Raw genomic sequence first — 18949 nt, forward strand, 5'->3', positions numbered from 1 at the left:
GGGCCGGAAGGGTTCGGGGCGGGCCTCACATCGGTCCGGGGCCCGCCCCTCCCTTGAGGCGTTCCAGGTCGGAGGGGCGGACCTGGATGACGAACAGGGCGATCAGCGCGGCTACGACGGTGAAGATCGCCGCCATGATGAAGGCGGCCGAGACGCCGGCGGTGAGGATCTCGTCGGACCAGGGCTTGGGCAGTTGCCCGGTGCGTTCGAACCGGATGCGCTCGGCCGGGGTCGCCTGCTCGAGGAAGTCCGGGACCTGCTTGTCCGCCTCGTTGGTGCTGGCCGTGCCGTACATCGTGACCAGGATGGACAACCCGAGGGAGCCTCCGACCTGCTGGGTGGCGTTGAGGAGCCCGGAGGCCGCGCCGGTCTCCGGCGTGGGGACGTTGGACAGCGCCATGAGGGTCAGTGACACGAACTCCATGCCCATGCCCATGCTGAAGACGAGCATCGGGCCGAGGACGCTGCCCGCGTAGGTGGAGTGCACGTCGGTCAGGGTGAGCCAGGCCAGGCCTGCCGCTGCCAGGATCGCGCCCACCACCATGAACGGCTTGGGCCCGTAGACGGGCAGGAACCGCGAGGCCAGTCCGGCGCCGACGGCGATGACCGCGCTGACCGGCAGGAAGGCAAGGCCGGCCGCGAGCGGGCTGAACCCGAGCACGTTCTGCACGAAGAGCGTGAGGAAGAAGAACATGCCGAAGATGGCGGCGGCCAGGCACAGCATGATGCCGTAGGTGCCCGCGCGGTTGCGGTCGGCGAACATGTGCAGCGGCGTGATGGGCTGTTTCGAACGCCGCTCGATCAGGATGAAGGCCGCGAGGATGACGACCGCTCCGGCGAACGAGGCGAGGGTGAGGGGGTCCCGCCAACCGTCCTGCGCGGCTCTGATGAAGCCGTAGACGAGCAGCACCATGCCCACGGTGGAGGTGAGCGCGCCGGTGATGTCGAAGCGCCCGGGGTGGCGTTCGGACTCCCTGATGTAGCGCGGTGTGGCGAGCACGATGAGCAGGCCGATGGGCACGTTGACGAACAGCACCCACCGCCAGTTCAGCCACTCCACCAGCATGCCGCCGGCGAGCAGGCCGATCGCGCCGCCGCCGGCCGAGACCGCGGCGAAGACCCCGAAGGCGCGGTTGCGTTCCGGTCCCTCGCGGAAGGTGGTGCTGATCAGGGCGAGGGAGGTCGGGGAGGCGATGGCGCCGCCGACGCCCTGCAGGGCGCGGGCGCCGAGGAGTTGGCCGGCGTTCTGGGCGAATCCGCCGAGCAGGGAGGCGAGCACGAAGAGCAGCACGCCGAAGATGAAGACGCGCCGCCGGCCGAGGATGTCTCCGGCCCGGCCGCCGAGGAGCAGCAGGCCGCCGAAGGTGAGGGTGTAGGCGTTCACCACCCAGGACAGGCTCGTCGTGGAGAACTCCAGCGAGCTCTGGATGTGCGGCAGCGCGATGTTCACGATGGTGATGTCGAGGACCACCATCAACTGGCACGAGGCGATGACCAGCAGCGCCATCGCGTTACCGCCACCACCGGATTCCCTGGTGGTGGTCGCCTGTGGTGAAGCCGGCTGCGGGCTGCTGCCTGCGGTGTCCACCGTTCGACGGTACGCCCGGCCCCCAGACCCCACCACTCGATCAGTTGCGCCGCGGCCCGAACTGAAATATCCGCGGTGTGCGGCGATAATCCGATCAAGGTGCCCAGCGGGCCGCGTACGGCGGAGTGGGAGCGACAGTGATCCGCGTTCTTCTCGTCGAGCAGACCCGTCTCGTGCGGGGAGCGTTCGCTGCTCTGCTGTCGCGGGAGGACGACATCGAGGTCGTCGCCGAGGCCGACGGCAACGGTGACGTGGTCGCGCGTGCCCTGGTGTGCCGGCCGGACGTGGCCGTGATCGGCGTGGACTCCAGGGAGGGCGAGGAGATCGCCGTCCGGGGCGAGCTGCGGGCGCGGCTGCCGGAGTGCCGGATGCTGCTGATGATGGCCTCGACGACCCCCGAGCGGCTGCGCCGGATGCTCGATCTGCACGCCGCCGGTGTCATCAGCACCAATGCCCCGCCGGACCGGCTGGTCCACGGTGTCCGCAAGCTGGTGAGGGGGCAGCGGTTCGTCGACCCTGAGTTCGCGCTGGCCGCGCTGGACGCGGGAGCGAACCCGCTGACCCCGCGCGAGGTGGAGGTGCTGCGGCTGACCGCCGACGGTACGCCCACCCGGGAGATCGCCGAGCGGCTGTGCCTGACCGCGGCGACGGTCCGCAACCATCTGTCGGCGATCACCCGGAAGACGGGCGGCCGCAATCGGATCGACGCGATCCGGATCGCCACGGAGTCGGGCTGGGTGTGAGCCTCGCGCCCCCGTTCCCGCCCTGTTCAGCGCCCTGACACAGGAACGGCCGGGCAGGTCATCGAGGTGCACCTGCCCGGCCCCCGCGGGCCCTCGCGCCCTGTCCCGGGATCTGATAAGAGCATCCCAGAACGGGCATGCCTTCGCCCAGCACCGTTTGTCACGCGTGCGGCATGAAAGCGTCATCCCGGGACCGTGAGGAACGCCGGTGCGGGATGGGCGTTCGGCTCGGTCCTCTCCGGTCAGCGACCGCCGCGGATGAGGCCCGTCAGATAGCGCCACAGCGAGGAGCGCTGCCGCGCGGACGGGTCCGGCAGGACCTCCTCGGCCACGCCCGGCGCGGGGTCGGCCGGCCACGGCCGCGGGGGCGGCGCGGAGCCGAGTTCGTAGTGCACGGGCAGGGAGCGCAGACCGCGCATGAACGGCGAGGAGCGCCACGGCAGTTGGTCGGCGGGCAGGGCCAGGTCGAGATGGTCGAACCGCTCGAACAAGCGCCCCACACCGACCGCCGCGACCGTCGAGGCGAGCTCCCGCGCCGGGCACTGGCGCGGTCCGGCTCCCCAGGACAGGTGGGCCCGGGTGCTGATGGTGGTGCCCGCGGCGACGTGGTCGGCGAACAGCGGGTCGGCGTGGGCGGCGCCCGGGGAGACCCACACCGGGTCGCCGGCCCGGATCGTGTAGTTGCCGAGCGGGGTGTCCCGGGCCGCGAAGCGCGGGACGAAGTTGACCAGGGGCGGCTTGCGCATGACCACCCGGTTCATGGTCTCCCTGACCATCCCGGCCGACAGGCTGGCGCGCACGCTGCCCTCGCCCGAGATGACCTCCACGACCGTGTTGGAGATGAGGATGCCGACGTGGTCGGAGGTCATGCCGAGCAGCATGAACAGCTCGCGGGCGAGATGGTCGAGCGAGAGGTCCGGGTGGGCGGCCAGCAGGTACGAGGGGAAGTCGTCGCCCGGCTTCTCCAGCTTCAGCGCGGCCAGTTCGGCCAGCGTCGCCAGCAGGCGTTCCAGCGCGGCCTCGGCGTCCGGGCCCGCGTCGAGCACCCGCCACATGTCCATCAGTGCGTCGTCGCCCTGCGAGCCGGGGAAGCCCAGCAGATGGCTGGCCACCATGAGCGGCAGCGGCCGGGAGAACTGCGCGGACAGATCCGCCACGCCGGTCTTGCCGCCCTGCCCGACGAGGGTGATCAGTTCGTCGGCGTAGGCGGTGACGGCGGCCTTCAGGCGCTTGGCCTGGGGGTGGCGGGGGTCCTGGAAGGGCTTGAGGGCGACGTCCCACGCGGAGCGCAGCGGCCGGTAGCCGGGGCCGCCCTGGATCAGGATGTGGTTGACCTCCAGGGAGGGTCCGAGCGGCCAGTCGGCCGGCACCCTGCCCTCGGAGCGGGCCCGCCAGTTCTCGAGGCCCTTGGGCCAGCCGTCGTCGTCCTGGAGCACCTGGAGCGACTCGCGGTAGCCGAGGACCAGCCAGGCCGGCACCCCCAGCAGGTCGACCGGCGCGACCGGGCCGTGCTGCTGCCGCAGACGCTCGTACACGAGCGCGGGACGCGTCTCGTAGTCCCTGGTCAGCAGCGGTTCGGGAGTCAGTGTCTCCAGCCTCGTGCCGTCCAGGTCCACGGATCCGCCGTCACCCCGCTGGGATTCCATCGTCTTGCCACCCTCCGACACGCCCTGTACCGGCACACCATCAATCGGTAGCCGGAAACGGTGGGGACCCTACCCCAGGCTGAACTCGCGGGTAACGAGGGGGGTGGGGTGGCGGGGCTCGCCCGGCCGCGAGTCAGGCCGCCGTGTAACCGAGTTGACGGCGCATGTAGGGCGTCATGAGGCTCTTCGCCTTGGCCAGGGTGGTGGTGCGGCCGCCGAGTACGGCGGACTCGCCGCCCGGCACGGGCAGCACGGTCAGTCCGTCGGCGGGGCCGAACGGCACGATGAGCGGGGTGCGCTGGATCGGGCGGTAGAAGCGCGGCTCCTTGCGGTGCTTGCCGGAACTCTGCAGATAGGCACGGATGTTGTGGGCGGCGAGGTCCGCCTGGGCGAGGGCGGCGGGGGTGATCTTGAGTTCGCTGACGTCGTTCACGTCGCCGACGGCGAACACGTCCAGCCGGCCCTCGACCCGGAGCGTGCGGTCGACCTTCACGCGACCGGCTCCGTTGAGCCAGTCGCCGTGTCCGGCCAGGCGCAGCCAGAGCGTGTTGGGGGTGGTGCCGGTCGCCCAGAAGGACAGGTCGGCCTCGATGATCGCGCCCCGGGCGTCGCGGTAGGTGCCGAAGTCGGTGCCGGGCGACATGAACGAGTCGAGCCGTACCTCGATGTCGTGGGACTCCAGCCAGGCCAGGGCCTTGCGTCCCGGACGGGTGCTGCCCGTGGAGTCGAGCAGGGCGGGCCCGGAGTGGGCGAGGGTGACCCGCGCGTCCGGGCGGGCGAGGCGGATCTCGGCGCTGAGTTCGACGCCGCCGGGGCCGCCGCCGACGACCAGGACGTGCTCGGCCGTGGCGACGTTGCGCTGGTGCTCGGCGAAGGACTTGGCCGCTTCCTCGGTGGTGGTGCCGGTGAAGCGGGCCGGCTCGGGGTAGTCCGCGCCGGTGGCGATCACGACCACGTCGTACGGCAGCCGCTCGCCCGTGGCGAGGACGACCTGCCGCTCAGCGGTGTCGATGCGGACGGCCTTGCCGGTGGCCACCCGGCCGTGGCGCAGCAGCCGGTCGTAGGGGATGAAGGGCGTGTGCGTCCACTCGGGGTGCACTCCGGCGCGCAGGGAGGCGATGCGGTGGAAGAAGACCTCTTTGCGGTCCACCAGCGTGACCCGGGCCGTGTCGTCGAGCCGCTTGGCCAGCCGGACACCGGCGTAGCCGCCGCCGATCACCACTACGTCGCCGTCGTACACACCGAGTCTCCTGTGCCTGGTGGGGGGGAACGAGGGCCGCCGCGGACGGGCCCCGCTCGGATCGGCCCCCGGCGGCCACTCGACTGACGCGACAGTAGCCCTTGAAAGTTAAAAGGAGTCCCGAGGTTCCGTGCATGTTCCGTGAAGGGATCGGCACCTGACCGGCCGTCATCTCCCCCAGATCTTCTGGTAGGCCTCGCGGTAGCCCGAGGGGTCCCAGCTGGAGGCGCCTTCGCTGTTGCCGGCCGTGGCGATGTGTACGGGGGCCACGTATCCGCTGTCGGGACGGCCGGAGAAGGCGCGGTTGAACTCGTCGACGATCTGCCAGCCCTGGAGGGAGAGCGGCTCGGGCACGGTGGCGGCCTGGTACTGCCTGCTGTTGACGCGCTGGAAGGCCGACGGGTCGCCGTCGCCGGCCCCGATGTTGAAGGGCGGGCCGGAGCCTTTCTCCCCGGCGGCGCGGAAGGCGGGGGCGGCGTCGGCGAAGTACAGGTCGTTGATGGCCACGGAGTGGGTCCACCGGTCCTGGAAGCGGGAGAGCAGGGAGGAGATCTCCCGGGGGGTACGGCTGCTGGCGTCGGGGATCGGGATGTTCTCCACCGAGAGCAGCCGCACGCCCTGACAGCTCGCCAGCTCCTTGCGGATCAGGTCGGACTTGTTCCGCGCGAAGGGGATCGACGCGTCGGTGATGAGCACGACCCCGGCGCGGCCGTTCGAGTCGGAGATGATCCACTGCGCGCTGATGCGGGCCACGTCCTGGACGCGGGTGGTGACGTTGGTGAAGAGGTCGGGCTGACTGCTGGGGCCGGGCTCGGGGACCGCGTGCCAGCCTATGAGCGGGATGCGCTGCGCGTTGGCCCGGGCGGCCTGCTGGGCGGTCGAATCGGGGTCGAACCCGCCGATGACGATGCCCGAGGGCCGCAGGGCGACGGCTTCGCTCATGGCGGCCTGGATGCCGGCCGGGGTGCCGCCGCCGTCGATCACCCGGACGTTCCAGCCGATGGTCCGCGCGGCGTCCCGCACCCCGCTCGCCGCGCCCGCGACACCGGGGTTCGTCATGGTCTGGGCGACGAAGACGAGGGTCTTGCCGGACACCGCCTCGGGGCCGCTGGTGGGCCCTCCCCAGGGAATGTCGGTTTGCTCCGCCCGTGCGACGGCCTCCCGGGCCCGGGCGTGGACGGCGGGGCAGCCGCTCGGGCCCGTGGCGGTCTCGTCCGCGCCGTCGGAGGAACCGCGTTCGCAGCCGGCGAGGGCGGCGGCCGTGGCGAGCAGGGCACAGGAGGCGAGCCGCGCGGTGCGGACTGCGGGGGCGGCCTTGCGGGTGCGGTGCACGGGAGCTCCAGTGAGGGGATCGGCGCGGCGGGGCGTGCCGGGAGGGTCACGGCGGGGCCGTGCCGGCCTCCGGCGCCGGAGAGGACGGGGGCGGCGCGGCGGGCGTGTCGCGGGCCGCGCCGCCGCGCAGCCGGCGGCGGGCGGCGTATCCGGCCAGGCCCACGGCGATGAGCAGGGTGCCGCCGTTGAACAGCGGGACCGTCCAGAACTCGGCGCCCAGCTGGGCGATGCCGGTGAGGCCGACGGCGAGGACGGCGACGGCGACGACGGTGCCGAGGGCGTTGGGCCGGCCGGGCTTGATCGCCGTGGAGCCGAGGAGGGCGCCGACGAAGGCGGGCAGCAGGTAGTCGAGGCCCACGCTCGGGTTGCCGATCTGCTGCTGGGCGGCGAGCAGCACCCCGGCGAAGCCGACGATCAGGCCCGAGGCGGCGAACGCGTAGACGGTGTACTTGCGGGTCGGGATGCCCACGAGTTCGGCCGCGCGGGGGTTCGACCCGACGACGTACAGGTACCGGCCGAGCGGCAGCCGCTCCAGCACCAGCCAGAGGACGGCCGCGAGGGCGAGTACGTAGAAGGCGGGGACGGGGAGGCCGAGGAACGACGAGTCGTAGAGGTCGGTGAACGCGGGCGGCAGGCCCTGCGGGCCGGGGACGATCCGGCCGCCGTCGGTGATCCAGCCGGTCACGGCGTACATCATGCTGCCGGTCCCGAGGGTGGCGATGAAGGAGTCGATCCGGCCGAACTCGACGATGACGCCGTTGAGGACGCCCACGACCAGTCCCCCGGCGAGCACGGTGAGGCAGGCGAGCGGCCAGGGCCACCCCCCGTTGACGACGAGCTGCAGCACCATCACATGGGCCAGGCCGAGGCCGTAGCCGATGGAGAGGTCGAACGCGCCGGTGACGATGGGAACCATGGCGGCGAGCGCGAGGACGGCCGGGATCGACTGGTTGGACAGGATCGAGTCGACGGTGTCCAGCGTGGGGAAGGTGTCCGGCAGGGCGAGGGAGAAGACCAGATAGAGCAGGGCGGTGAGGGCGAGCAGGCCGTAGGCGCCGATGTGGTGGCCGCCGGGGCGGCGGCGCCGCGGCCGGGGCGGCGGCGTCACGGGTGACCGGCCGCGGACGGGGGCATGGCCGAGGCCGCCCGGGTGAGTCCGGCGACGGTGAGGGCGGGGCCGCTCAGTTCGGCCGTCACGGTTCCGCGCACGAAGACCAGCGTGCGCCGGCACACGCTCGCCACCTCCTCGAAGTCGGTGGACAGCAGCAGCACCGCGAGGCCCGCCTCCAGTGCCTCGTGGAGCAGGCGGTGGATCGCGGTCTTGGCGCCGACGTCGACGCTCGCGGTCGGCTCCTCCAGGATCAGCAGCCGCAGGTCCGTGCGCAGCCAGCGGCCGATCATGACCTTCTGCTGGTTGCCGCCGGAGAGCGTGGCGATGGGCGTCTCGCTGTCGCGAGGGCGCACCGAGAAGCGGTCGATCAGGGCGGCGGCCCGGGCCCGTTCGCCGCGGGGGCCGATCCAGCGCGGTGCCGGCAGGCCTCCCGCGCGGGGGTTGGCCAGGAGGTTCTCCCGTACGGTCAGCTCGGCGAGGCAGCCCTCCCGCAGCCGGTCGCCCGGCACGAGGCCGACCCCGAGGGCCACGGCCTCCGCGACCGTACGGGGCCGGTACGGCCGCCCGTGCAGTACGGCCCGCCCGTCCAGCAGGGGCCGGGCGCCGGCGAGGGCGCGTCCCAGGTCCATGTGCCCGGCGCCGGACAGGCCGACCAGGCCGAGGACCTCCCCGGCCGCGAGTTCGAGGCCGACGGGTCCGGCCCGGGCGGTGCGCACGCTGTCGAGGGTCAGGACGGGGAGTGTGTCGGCCGGGGGCCCGGCGGGGCGGTGGACGGCCGGGGCCGCGACGGGGCGGGGGGCGGACGGTTCGTCCAGCTCGCCGACGATGTCGCGCACCAGACGCGCGGGACTGTGGCCGGCGAGCCGGCCGTGGCTGACCAGACGGCCGTCCCGCAGGACGGCGAAGGTGCCGGCGACCCGGTACACCTCGTCCAGGCGGTGGCTGACGTAGAGGAGGGCGTGCCCGCGGTCGCGCAGGTCGTGCAGGACGCGGAAGAGCCGGGCGCAGTCCGCGGCGGGCAGGCGGGCGGTCGGCTCGTCCAGGACGATGAGCCGCGCGCGTGCCGCCAGGGCCCGGGCGATCGCGACCAGTGAGCGGTCGGCCGGCGCGAGACCGGAGACCGGCGTGTCCGGATCGAGGTGGGCGGCGACGATGCCCAGCGCCTCGACGCAGCGGGCACGGGTGCGCCGCCAGGAGATCAGCCCGGACCGGCGCCCGTACCCGGTGGTCAGGGCGATGTTCTCGGCGACGGTCATCCACTCCACGAGACCGAGGTCCTGGTGGATGAACGACATGCTCCGGGTGGCGGTGGGGCTGCCGAGGGGTTCCCCGGCGACGGTGATCTGCCCCGAGTCGGCGTGGTGGACGCCGGCGAGGATCTTGATGAGCGTGGACTTCCCGGCGCCGTTGGGCCCGAGGAGGGCGAGAACGCTGCCGGGGTGGACGTCGAGGTCGACGCCGGCCAGCGCGACGGTGCCGCCGAACCGCTTGCTGAGTCCGCGGATCCGGACCAGGGGTTCCGGCCCGAAGGGTGAAGCCGCCTTCGGGGGTGTGTCGGGAGCATCGCGCACCCGATCAAATTACAGCATTTCGGGCATTCTTCGGCTCGCGGCGAGGCCACCCTCAGGCCGCGTCGAGCCCGCACTCGGCCCAGATGACCTTGCCCTCGGGCAGATAGCGCGTGCCCCAGCTCTGCGAGAGCTGCGCGACGAGGAACAGACCACGTCCGCCCTCGTCCGTACTGGCCGCCCGGCGCAGGTGCGGTGCGGTGTTGCTGGCGTCGGAGACCTCGCAGATCAGGGTCCGGCCGTAGAGCAGCCGCACCCGGATGGGCCCGGCGCCGTGCCGGATGGCGTTGGTGATCAGCTCGCTGAGGATCAGCTCCGTGGCGAACGCGGTCTCGTCGAGTCCCCGGTCGGACAGCCACCGCGTGGCGGCCGCCCGCACCTCTCCGACGCGGGCCGGGTCGGGCGACAGCTCCCAGGTGGCGATCCGGCCGGGGTCCAGGGCGTGGACGCGGGCGACGAGCAGGGCGATGTCGTCGTGCGGGTGCGCGGGCGCCACGGTGTCCAGGACCGCCTGGCAGGTCTCCTCGGGGGCTCGCTCGGGATGGGCCAGGGCCACGCGCAACTGCTCCAGGACCACGTCGACGTCGCGGTGCCGGTCCTCGATGAGCCCGTCGGTGTACAGGACCAGCTGACTGCCCGCGGGAAGATCGACCTCGACGGCGTCGAAGGGCAGGCCCCCGAGGCCGAGCGGGGGCCCGGCGGGGAGGTCGGCGTAGGTCACGGTGCCGTCGGGGTGGACGAGCGCGGGCGGCGGGTGACCGGCGCGGGCCATCAGGCACCGCTGCGTGGTCGGGTCGTAGACGGCGTAGAGGCAGGTCGCACCGATGACGCCGGCCCCCTTGCCGTCGGGATCCTCCCTGTCCAGGCGGCCCACGAGGTTGTCCAGGTGGGTGAGGACCTCGTCCGGCGGGAAGTCCAGCTCGGCGAAACTGCGGGTGGCGGTGCGCAGCCGGCCCATGGTGGCGGCGGAGAGCATGCCATGGCCGACGACGTCGCCGACGAGGAGTCCGACGCGGGCGCCGGACAGGGGGATGACGTCGTACCAGTCGCCGCCCACGTCCGATTCGGCGGGCAGGTAGCGATGGGCGACCTCGATGGAGTCCTGGTCGGGCAGGCCGTGCGGGAGGAGCCGGCGCTGGAGCGCCAGGACCATGGTGCGCTCATGGGTGTAGCGCCGGGCGTTGTCGATGGACAGGGCGGCGCGGGAGGCGAGTTCCTGGGCGAGGGAGCGGTCGTCGTCCCCGAAGGAACTGCCCGCGCGGTAGAAGCAGGCGACGCCCAGGACGACACCGCGGGCGAGCAGGGGCACCGCGATGAGGGAGTGGACGTGGGCCAGCAGGCGCGCGGTGTGCTCGGGGTCCTGGGCGAGCCAGCCGGCGGCGGCCTTCAGGTCCGGTTCCAGCACGGCCTCGCCCCTGCTGAGGCAGCGCAGCTGGGGCGCGGTCGGGCCGAAGTCGATGCGCTTGCCGGGTGGCGTGAACGGCAGGCCCTCAGCCATGCCGTGAACCACCGTGCGGCGCAGGTCGGCGAGGGGATCGGCGGACTCCTCGCCCCGCAGCACGGCATCGGGCAGGTCGATGGTGACGAAGTCGGCCAGTCCGGGGACCGCGGTCTCGGCCAGCTCCTCGGCGGTGCGGCGCACGTCCAGGGTGGTGCCGATACGGGTGCTGGCCTCGGACAGCAGCTCCAGACGCCGGCGCGCGGCCAGGGCGTAGGCCCCGACGTGCGGCTCCCCCAGCATCACCAGCCCCCGGGCCGGGAACGCCGCTTCGGAGTGCTCATCCACCACGCCCCTGCCTCCACCGGCCGCCATCGCCCCACCGGGCTCGACAAGACGCCGGCCCTCACCTGTCGCGCCGGGCGTGCCGGGCTCGACGAGACTCCGGCCACTGTCCGCCCCGGCGGGCTCAGCGGCGATCCGGTCGGCGCCGTCCGCCGCGGCGGGCTCTGCGGAGCTCGGGGCGTCGTCCGGCGTGACGGGCTCGGCGGCGGCCCAGCCGGGGTGCGCCGCGGCGACCTCGGCGGCGGTCCCGTCGGCGTCCGCCGCAACGGGCTCGGCGGCACTCCCGGCGTTGCCCGGCGCGGCGGGCTCGGCGGCACTCCCGGCGTTGTCCGGCGCGGCGGGCTCGGCGGTACGCCGGCAGCTGTCCGCCGCGGCAGGCTCCCGGTCGCCGCCGTCCGCAGCGGCGGGCGCGGCAGTGCTCCGGCCGCTGTCCGCCGAAACGGAGTGCGCGGCGATCCGGTTCCCGTCCGCCGTAGCGGCCACGGCTGTGCTCCCGTCGCCGCTGTCCGAGGTCGCGGGCTCGGCTGGAGTCCGGTCGCCGTCCGCCCTGGTGGGCACGGCGGGAGTCGCTTCGCCGTCCGCCATGGTGGATACGGCGGGGGCAGGGTCGCCGCCCGCCGAGGCGGTCGTGCCGGGCCCTGCGGTGACGCGGGGACCGCCGGTCCCGTCCGGGCCCGGTGTCCCGCCAGTCCCGTCGGTGGTGACGACCGGGCCGGAGGCCGTGGCGAGGTGACCGGACGGCAGCGTGATCGCCGGACGCGCCGCGGAGAGCGGGACGGCAGGGGCGGTGAGGCCGGACAGCTCGTCCATCTGGTGCGGTATGAGCAGCGGCTCCCCCGCCGGGGAACCGGGCAGCACGGCCTCGATGACCATGCCCCGTACGCCGGAGCCGCTCGTCACCGGACGGCTCACGAGCGTCACCCGCCGGCCGTCGGGCAGGGTCACGTCGGCGGCGCCCCGCTGCGCACCGGAGATCAGCTCAGCGGCCTTCTCCCTCAGGATCGCCTGGTCCCGGGGGTGGAACTCGTTCGCCAGCGCGTCCAACGCCACACCGCGGTGCAGACCGGCGGCCTCGGCCCCGGTGGCCAGGTACGTCCGCAGCAGGGCCCGCTCGCGCGCGGAGCTCTGCCCCAGCAGCCGACGTTCGATGCCCTCGGCCGCCCGGCGGATCGCGACACCCAGTGCGGGCCGCTCGAAGCCACGCGGATAGCCGAGACACAGAACGCCCTCGATGCGCCCGCTGAGCGGATCACGGACGGGCAGCGCGACGCAGGCGCTCTGCTGGGAGCGCTCCGCGAAGTGCTCGGCGCCGTAGACGCGGATGAGCTGCCGCTCCGCCAGGGCCAGCCCGATGCCGTTGGTACCGGCGACCTGCTCGGCGAACACGAACCCCGGGACGACCTGGATGGCCGGGAGGCTCCTGGCCATCGACGGGTCCCCGAAGCGCCGCAGCAGGACCGTCCCGTTCGCGTCGGCGACCGAGATGTTGACCTGGCTGCCGGCGAACGTGGCCTGCAGCCGGTCGAGCACCGGCACGGCCGCCCGGACGATACGGGCGCCCTGGTCGAAGTCCTCCCGGTAGGGCAGGTCGAAGGTGTTCGGCGAGAGCCCCAGGGACCGGCAGCGCCGCCACGAGTTCAGGATGGACGTCCGCACGCCCGTCTCGACCGGCTCGCCCTGGAGGAACAGCTCACGAAGACTGGCGGGCCCCGTGCCGTCCGTCGCACGCCCCGCCGGCCTGGGTTCCTCGCCGGACCGAACCACGCTTCGCCTCACTTGCGCCCGCGGTAATCCGCTGCTCGGAAGAGAATCTGGCATTGATGAGGATACGGGCATTACGGTCGGGCGTCACGGCGCACCAGGGCCACGCGGGGCAGGCTACCGACAGGCCGGGGCGGCGGGGGCCGCGTTCACCCCAGGAAACTCAGGCGCACCTTCCGTTCCGGATTGTCCTTGTTGGTGTCCACCAGACACACCGACTGCCAGGTGCCGAGCTCCAGCCGCCCGCCCAGCACCGGCAGGGTCGCGTGGGGCGGGACGAGGGCGGGCAGGACGTGGTCGCGGCCGTGTCCGGGACTGCCGTGCCGGTGCTGCCAGCGGTCGTCGGCCGGCAGCAGGGTGTGCAGCGCGGCCAGGAGGTCGTCGTCGCTGCCGGCGCCGGTCTCCAGGACGGCGATGCCGGCCGTCGCGTGCGGGACGAAGACGTTGAGGAGGCCGTCGCGGCCGGCCGCCGCCTCCCGCAGGAAGGACTCGCAGTCGCCGGTGATGTCGAGGACCCTCTCCGCGGCACCGGTGCTGACGTTCAGAACTCGGGTGGTGAAGACATCTGACATGCCCCCATCCTGACGCACGTGCCGGACTTCCTCCGACCCACGCCGGGCCGTGCCCCGGACTTCTTCCGGCCACGCCGGGACGTTGCCCCAGGCTTCCCCCCGCCCACTCCGGGCCGCGCGCCGGACTCCCCCGAGCACGCCGGGCCGCGTGGCGATACGGACGTCCCACTGATCGAGACGCCGTTGACCGTGCGCATGCCAGCTGGCTAGGTTCGGCCGCATGTTGCGTTCAGCCCTGCTCACCACGCGCGGTCACATCGACCTGCTGCGGGTGGCCTCCGCCGCGTGTCGCCGCGGCTGCTGACGCCCTTCACCTCCTCTCACTTCCCGGCTTTCCCGCCCTCGTTCCGCCTGCCCGCTGATCGCTCCTGATCGCGTCGGCACGGCGGCGGCGAGGCGCGCCCCGCCCGGCCCGCACCCTCCCCCTGTGGAGCCCTCATGAGCATCAGCCATGCCCCACCCGTGTCCAAGGAACCCGATATTTCGCCTGTATCGGTTTCTGATCTCGACCTCCAGCCCCTCGTCCCCACCTCCTCCCGCCGCACCCGCGTCCCGCGCTGGCTGCGCCGCACCGCCGGCCCGGTGCTGCTGCTGGCGTTGTGGCAACTCCTCAGCAGCACCGGAGCGTTGCAGCCGGACGTGCTCGCCTCGCCCGGCCGTATCGCCCAGGTCGCCGGGGACATGCTGGCCGACGGCTCGCTGCCCGCGGCCATGGGCACCTCGCTCCAGCGGGTCGCGGCCGGGCTGCTGCTCGGACTGGTCGTCGGCACCGGACTCGCCCTGGTCTCGGGCCTGTTCCGGATCGGCGAGGACCTCGTGGACGCGCCCGTGCAGATGCTGCGGACCGTGCCGTTCGTGGGGCTCATTCCGCTGTTCATCATCTGGTTCGGCATCGGCGAGGCCCCCAAGGTCGCCATCATCACGCTCGGCGTGACCTTCCCGCTCTACCTCAACGTCTACGCCGGAATCCGGGGCGTGGACGCCCAGTTGATCGAGGCCGGGGAGTCCCTCGGACTGTCGCGGTGGGGCCTCGTGCGGCATGTCGTGCTGCCGGGTGCGCTGCCCGGCGCGATGACCGGCCTGCGCTACTCGCTCGGCATCGCCTGGCTCGCGCTGGTCTTCGCCGAGCAGGTCAACGCCGACTCCGGCATCGGGTTCCTCATGGTGCAGGCGCGGGACTTCCTGCGGACCGACGTGATCGTGGTCTGCCTCGTCGTCTACGCCTTCCTCGGTCTGCTCGCCGACTTCATCGTCCGCTCTCTCGAAAAGGTGCTGCTGCAATGGCGACCGACGTTCACCGGCCGGTGACCCCCCAGGCGGTCCACGTCGAGGGCCTCACCCGCTCCTTCGACGGCCGTGCCGTCATCGACGACCTGCGACTGGACGTCCGTCCGGGCGAGTTCGTGGCCCTGCTCGGCCGCAGCGGCTGCGGCAAGTCGACGCTGCTGCGCATCCTCGCCGGGCTCGACCGCGACATCGAGGGCACGGTGCTGGTGCCGCGCCGCAAGGCCGTCGCCTTCCAGGCACCGCGGCTGATGCCGTGGAAGAGGGTGTGGCGCAATGTGCTCCTCGGCCTGCCCGGCAAGCCCGAGCGCGCCGTCGCCGAGCAGGCCCTGGACGAGGTCGGTCTCGGCCACCGCACCGACGCCTGGCCCAAGACCCTCTCCGGCGGCGAGGCCCAACGCGCTTCTCTCGCACGGGCGTTGGTGCGCGAGCCCGATCTGCTCCTGCTCGACGAGCCGTTCGGCGCACTCGACGCGCTCACCCGCATCAAGGCCCAGCGGCTCGTGGGCGAGTTGTGGCAGCGCCGCGGCTGCGCCGTGCTCCTCGTCACCCATGACGTCGAGGAGGCCGTACTGCTCGCCGACCGCGTCCTGGTGATGGACCGCGGGGTCATCGCCCACGAGCAGCACATCGACCTCGACCGCCCCCGCGACATCACCGACCCGCGCTTCGCCGCGCTGCGCGCCTCCCTCCTCGAACGCCTCGGCGTCGAGGCGACGGCCGCCGAAGCCGCCTGAACCCCTGCGCGCGCTTCCCCTTTACGCCCCGCACGACCCACACGAACGGAACCACCATGCGACGACGCCTCGCCCCCGCCGCCCTGCTCCTCCCCCTCGCCCTTCTGCTCACCGCCTGCGGCGGCAACTCGGCGGCCGGCACGTCGGACGGCGGCACCGACGGGCACGGCTCGGTCACGCTCAACGTCGGTGATCAGAAGGGCGGTTCGGAGGCCATCCTGCGGGCCGCGGGGGAACTGAAGAACCTCGACTACAAGATCAAGTGGTCGACCTTCACCTCCGGCCCGCCGCTGCTGGAGGCCGTCAACGCGGGGGCCGTCGACACCGGAGGTGTGGGCAACACCCCGCCGGTCTTCGCGGCCGGTGCGGGTTCGAAGATCAAGGTCGTGGCCGCCTGGCACGGCACGTCCAAGGGCGACACCGTCCTCGTCCCTAAGGACTCGTCCCTGAAGAACCCCGGGCAGCTCAAGGGCCGTTCGGTCGCCGTCGCCCAGGGTTCCTCCGCGCACTTCCAGCTGGTCGCGTCCCTGAAGAAGGCCGGGCTGAAGCTGAGCGACGTCAAGGTCAAGTACCTCCAGCCGGCCGACGCCCTCGCCGCGTTCACCGCCGGCAAGGTCGACGCGTGGGCGGTGTGGGACCCGTACACCTCGCAGATCCTCAAAGCCGGGCAGGGGCGGGTGCTGACCGACGGGGACGGCGTGACCAACGGGCACACCTTCCAGGTCGCGGCCCCGGCCGCCCTGAAGGACAGGAAGAAGTCGGCCGCCATCAAGGACTACCTGGAGCGGCTGCGGCGCGCCTACACCTGGGTGTACGACCACGAGGAGGAGTGGGCGAAGGTCTGGGCGCAGGACACCGGGCTCCCCGAGGACGTGGCGCTGGCCGCGGTGAAGCGCACCTACGCGACCCGGATCGCGGTCGCCGTCGACAAGCCGCTGATCGCCTCCGAGCAGGAGATCGCCGACACCTTCACGGCGTTGAAGCTCATCCCGCGCACGGTGGACTTCGCCGAGTTCACCGACACGCGCTTCAACGGCGGCCTGCCGCCGTCGACGACCAAGGCGCGTGCTTCCACCGGGTCGTGAGGCAGCCGCGGGGCTCCCCCGCCGTCGGGCGGGGGAGCCCTGCGTTCACGGCCTGGTGACGACCGAGCCGTCGTAGACGTTGCCGGGGGTCGCGACCGCGGTGATCGCCCGGGCGAGCAGCGTGGACGGCTCCTGGCCCCCGACCTGGACATCCGTGTTGATCATGATGACCAGGGTGGCCTTCTGCGCGGGCAGATAGACGGTCACGGTCTCGTAGCCCGGGATCGAGCCGTTGTGGCCGATCCAGCCGTTGGTCTCGAAGATGCCGAGGCCGTAGTCGGTCCCGGGGTAGCCGGTCGGCAGCATCCGGAGGCGCTGGGCCTGGGTCTCGGGGCTGAGCAACTCGCCGGTGGCGACGACCTTCGCCCAGCGGCGCAGGTCGTGCAGGTCCGAGATCATCGCCCCGGCCGCCCAGGCCCAGCTGGGGTTCCAGTTCGTGACGTCCTCGACCTCACCGCTGAGCGTCTGGTCGGTGTAGCCGCGCGGGTGCGGCTCGGGGAACTCGTCGTCCTGCGGGAACAGGGTGTGGCGCAGGTCGGCCGGGCGGAGCACCCGCTCGTGGATGACGTCGGCGAGCTTGCGCCCGGTGACCTTCTCGATCACCAGGCCGAGCAGGACGAGGTTGGTGTTGGAGTACTGGAAGTCCTCGCCCGGCCCGAAGGTGTTGGGGTGCCGGAAGCCGTAGGTGAGCACCTCGTGGGGGTTGAAGTAGCGCTCCGGGTCGCTCAGCAGGTCGTGGATGAAGTCGGCGTCGGCGGTGTAGGGGAACAGACCGCTGCGCATCCCGGCGAGCTGGCGCAGTGTGATCCGGTGGCCGTTGGGCACGCCCCTGACGTACTTCGCGATCGGGTCGTCCAGGGCGATCCGGCCGTCGTCCACGAGTTCGAGCAGCGCGGTGACCGTGAAGGTCTTGGTCTCGCTGCCGATCCGGACGTAGGAGTCGGCGGTCATCGGCAGGCGGGTGACGGTGTCAGCCACACCGGAGGCGCGAACGTAGCTCCCCTTGCCCGGCATCCACAGTCCGACGACGACACCGGGGATGCCGGCCTGCTCGCGGACCTCCGCGACGGCCCGGTCGAGCCGTTCGGTGAGCTCGGGTCCGAGGCCGCGCCGCGGGGAGTCGTCGTGGTCGTGCCGCACGGAGCCGGTGGCCGGGGCGGCCGTGGCGGGCATCGTCGCCGTCGGGGCCAGCACGGACGCCACGAGCAGTGCTGCGGCGAACAGACGGCGGGAGGGGGTACGTCGCATGGGTGAGGCGCCTCTTCCGGAGGGGGCGGGACGCAAGGAACATCACACCCGCGCCCGTGGCGGAGACCGCCTTCCGGTCCGCGGGCAGAGGAGTCCACTCGTTCGGAGCCACGCGTGCCCGCCGGGAAGATCCACGCAGGGAAGATCCACGACCCCGCCTCGGTTAGTAGAAGCGTGAACAACACACGCGAGGTCGAGGTAGTCGTCATAGGCGCTGGTCAGGCCGGTCTGGCCGGCGCCTATCACCTGCGGCGATCCGGTTTCGAGCCGGACCGCGACTTCGTCGTGCTGGACCACTCCCCCGGCCCAGGTGGCGCCTGGCAGTTCCGGTGGCCGTCGCTGACGTACGGCAAGGTGCACGGGATGCACGCCCTGCCGGGCATGGAGCTCATGGACGCGGACCCTGCGCGGCCGTCCGCCGAGGTGATCAGCGGGTACTTCGACCGTTACGAGCGGACCTTCGACTTCCGGGTCAGGCGCCCGGTGGACGTACGGGCCGTGCGCGAGGGCTCCGGCGGGCGGCTGCTCGTGGAGACCTCGGACGGCGTGTGGTCGGCGCGGGCGCTGATCAACGCGACCGGTACCTGGGACCGGCCCTTCTGGCCGCGCTATCCGGGCCAGGAGACCTTCCGGGGGCGGCAGTTGCACACCGCGCAGTACCCCGGTCCCGAGGAGTTCGCCGGGCAGCGCGTCGTGGTGGTGGGCGGCGGCGCGTCGGGCACCCAGCACCTGCTGGAGATCGCCTCGCACGCGGCGGCCACCACCTGGGTGACGCGGCGCCCGCCCGTCTTCCGCGAGGGCCCCTTCGACGAGGACGCGGGCCGCGCGGCGGTCGCGCTCGTCGAGGAACGCGTACGGCGGGGACTGCCGCCCCGCAGTGTCGTCTCGGTCACCGGGCTGCCGCTCAACGACGCGATCCGGCAGGGCATCGAGGACGGGGTGCTCGACCGGCAGCCGATGTTCGACCGCATCACGCCCACGGGGGTGGACTGGGAGGACGGCCGGCACATCGACGCCGACGTCATCCTCTGGGCCACCGGCTTCCGCGCCGCCATCGACCATCTCGCGCCGCTGCGGCTGCGGGCCCCGGGCGGCGGTATCCGCATGGAAGGCACGCACGCGGCCGCGGACCCCCGCATCCATCTGGTCGGCTACGGACCGTCGGCCAGCACCATCGGAGCCAACCGGGCCGGCCGCGCGGCCGTACGGGACATCAGGCGGCTGCTGGCACGGGAGCCGGCCGCGGCGTGA

Annotated in this window: 15 protein-coding genes; 6 read left to right on the plus strand and 9 right to left on the minus strand. The window is 72.8% G+C overall.

From position 1 onward, the window contains the following. Nucleotides 1–25 precede the first annotated feature (25 nt). Nucleotides 26–1507, minus strand: a complete 1482-nt coding sequence (locus tag AB0G20_RS31080; protein ID WP_361308514.1) for an MFS transporter — start codon at nt 1505–1507, stop codon at nt 26–28. 218 nt (nt 1508–1725) lie between these two features. On the opposite strand from AB0G20_RS31080, the gene AB0G20_RS31085 reads away from it, so the two are divergent. Continuing rightward, a complete protein-coding gene (locus AB0G20_RS31085) occupies nt 1726–2331 on the plus strand; it encodes a response regulator transcription factor (protein WP_361308103.1) in 606 nt (201 codons plus the stop codon). A gap of 242 nt (nt 2332–2573) precedes the next feature. Here AB0G20_RS31085 and AB0G20_RS31090 read toward each other — a convergent pair whose 3' ends face one another. From AB0G20_RS31090 to AB0G20_RS31120, 7 genes are all read right to left on the minus strand, one after another. Then, nucleotides 2574–3977, minus strand: a complete 1404-nt coding sequence (locus tag AB0G20_RS31090; RefSeq protein ID WP_361308105.1) for a cytochrome P450 — start codon at nt 3975–3977, stop codon at nt 2574–2576. Nucleotides 3978–4110: 133 nt separating this feature from the next. Continuing rightward, the gene (locus AB0G20_RS31095) at nt 4111–5217 is read right to left on the minus strand and encodes an FAD-dependent oxidoreductase (RefSeq protein WP_361308107.1); all 1107 of its coding nucleotides are present in this window, start codon (nt 5215–5217) and stop codon (nt 4111–4113) included. A gap of 168 nt (nt 5218–5385) precedes the next feature. Further along, nucleotides 5386–6549, minus strand: a complete 1164-nt coding sequence (locus tag AB0G20_RS31100) for a substrate-binding domain-containing protein (RefSeq protein WP_361308109.1) — start codon at nt 6547–6549, stop codon at nt 5386–5388. A 46-nt stretch (nt 6550–6595) separates the two neighbouring features. Beyond that, on the minus strand, nt 6596–7657 hold the full coding sequence (locus AB0G20_RS31105) for an ABC transporter permease (protein WP_361308111.1): 1062 nt from the start codon (nt 7655–7657) through the stop codon (nt 6596–6598). Beyond that, nucleotides 7654–9231 (minus strand): sugar ABC transporter ATP-binding protein, encoded by a 1578-nt coding sequence (locus tag AB0G20_RS31110; protein WP_361308113.1) that lies wholly within the window; start codon nt 9229–9231, stop codon nt 7654–7656. The genes AB0G20_RS31105 and AB0G20_RS31110 overlap by 4 nt, the downstream gene beginning before the upstream one ends. Before the next feature lie 52 nt (nt 9232–9283). Next, nucleotides 9284–12775: a SpoIIE family protein phosphatase gene (locus tag AB0G20_RS31115; protein WP_361308115.1), complete on the minus strand. Its 3492-nt coding sequence runs from the start codon at nt 12773–12775 to the stop codon at nt 9284–9286. Nucleotides 12776–12921: 146 nt separating this feature from the next. After that, nucleotides 12922–13344 carry a YjbQ family protein gene (locus AB0G20_RS31120; RefSeq protein WP_234749552.1) on the minus strand — a complete coding sequence of 141 codons (423 nt, stop codon included), beginning with the start codon at nt 13342–13344 and terminating at the stop codon, nt 12922–12924. 220 nt (nt 13345–13564) lie between these two features. Here AB0G20_RS31120 and AB0G20_RS31125 point away from each other — a divergent pair, with 220 nt between their 5' ends. From AB0G20_RS31125 to AB0G20_RS31140, 4 genes are all read left to right on the plus strand, one after another. Next, complete coding sequence (locus tag AB0G20_RS31125) at nt 13565–13648, plus strand: putative leader peptide (RefSeq protein WP_349817350.1); 84 nt, start codon at nt 13565–13567, stop codon at nt 13646–13648. Nucleotides 13649–13782: 134 nt separating this feature from the next. Beyond that, complete coding sequence (locus tag AB0G20_RS31130) at nt 13783–14652, plus strand: ABC transporter permease (protein ID WP_361308117.1); 870 nt, start codon at nt 13783–13785, stop codon at nt 14650–14652. Then, a complete protein-coding gene (locus AB0G20_RS31135; RefSeq protein WP_361308119.1) occupies nt 14625–15365 on the plus strand; it encodes an ABC transporter ATP-binding protein in 741 nt (246 codons plus the stop codon). The genes AB0G20_RS31130 and AB0G20_RS31135 overlap by 28 nt, the downstream gene beginning before the upstream one ends. Nucleotides 15366–15421: 56 nt before the next feature. After that, nucleotides 15422–16450, plus strand: a complete 1029-nt coding sequence (locus tag AB0G20_RS31140; protein ID WP_361308121.1) for an ABC transporter substrate-binding protein — start codon at nt 15422–15424, stop codon at nt 16448–16450. A 45-nt stretch (nt 16451–16495) separates the two neighbouring features. Here the strand turns inward: AB0G20_RS31140 and AB0G20_RS31145 are convergent, their stop codons facing one another. Next, nucleotides 16496–17698 (minus strand): serine hydrolase domain-containing protein, encoded by a 1203-nt coding sequence (locus AB0G20_RS31145; protein WP_361308123.1) that lies wholly within the window; start codon nt 17696–17698, stop codon nt 16496–16498. A 174-nt stretch (nt 17699–17872) separates the two neighbouring features. Here AB0G20_RS31145 and AB0G20_RS31150 point away from each other — a divergent pair, with 174 nt between their 5' ends. Continuing rightward, nucleotides 17873–18949: an NAD(P)-binding domain-containing protein gene (locus AB0G20_RS31150; RefSeq protein WP_361308125.1), complete on the plus strand. Its 1077-nt coding sequence runs from the start codon at nt 17873–17875 to the stop codon at nt 18947–18949.

It is taken from the genome of Streptomyces sp. NPDC024017 (genome assembly GCF_040638895.1).
In the GTDB taxonomy this organism is placed as follows: domain Bacteria; phylum Actinomycetota; class Actinomycetes; order Streptomycetales; family Streptomycetaceae; genus Streptomyces.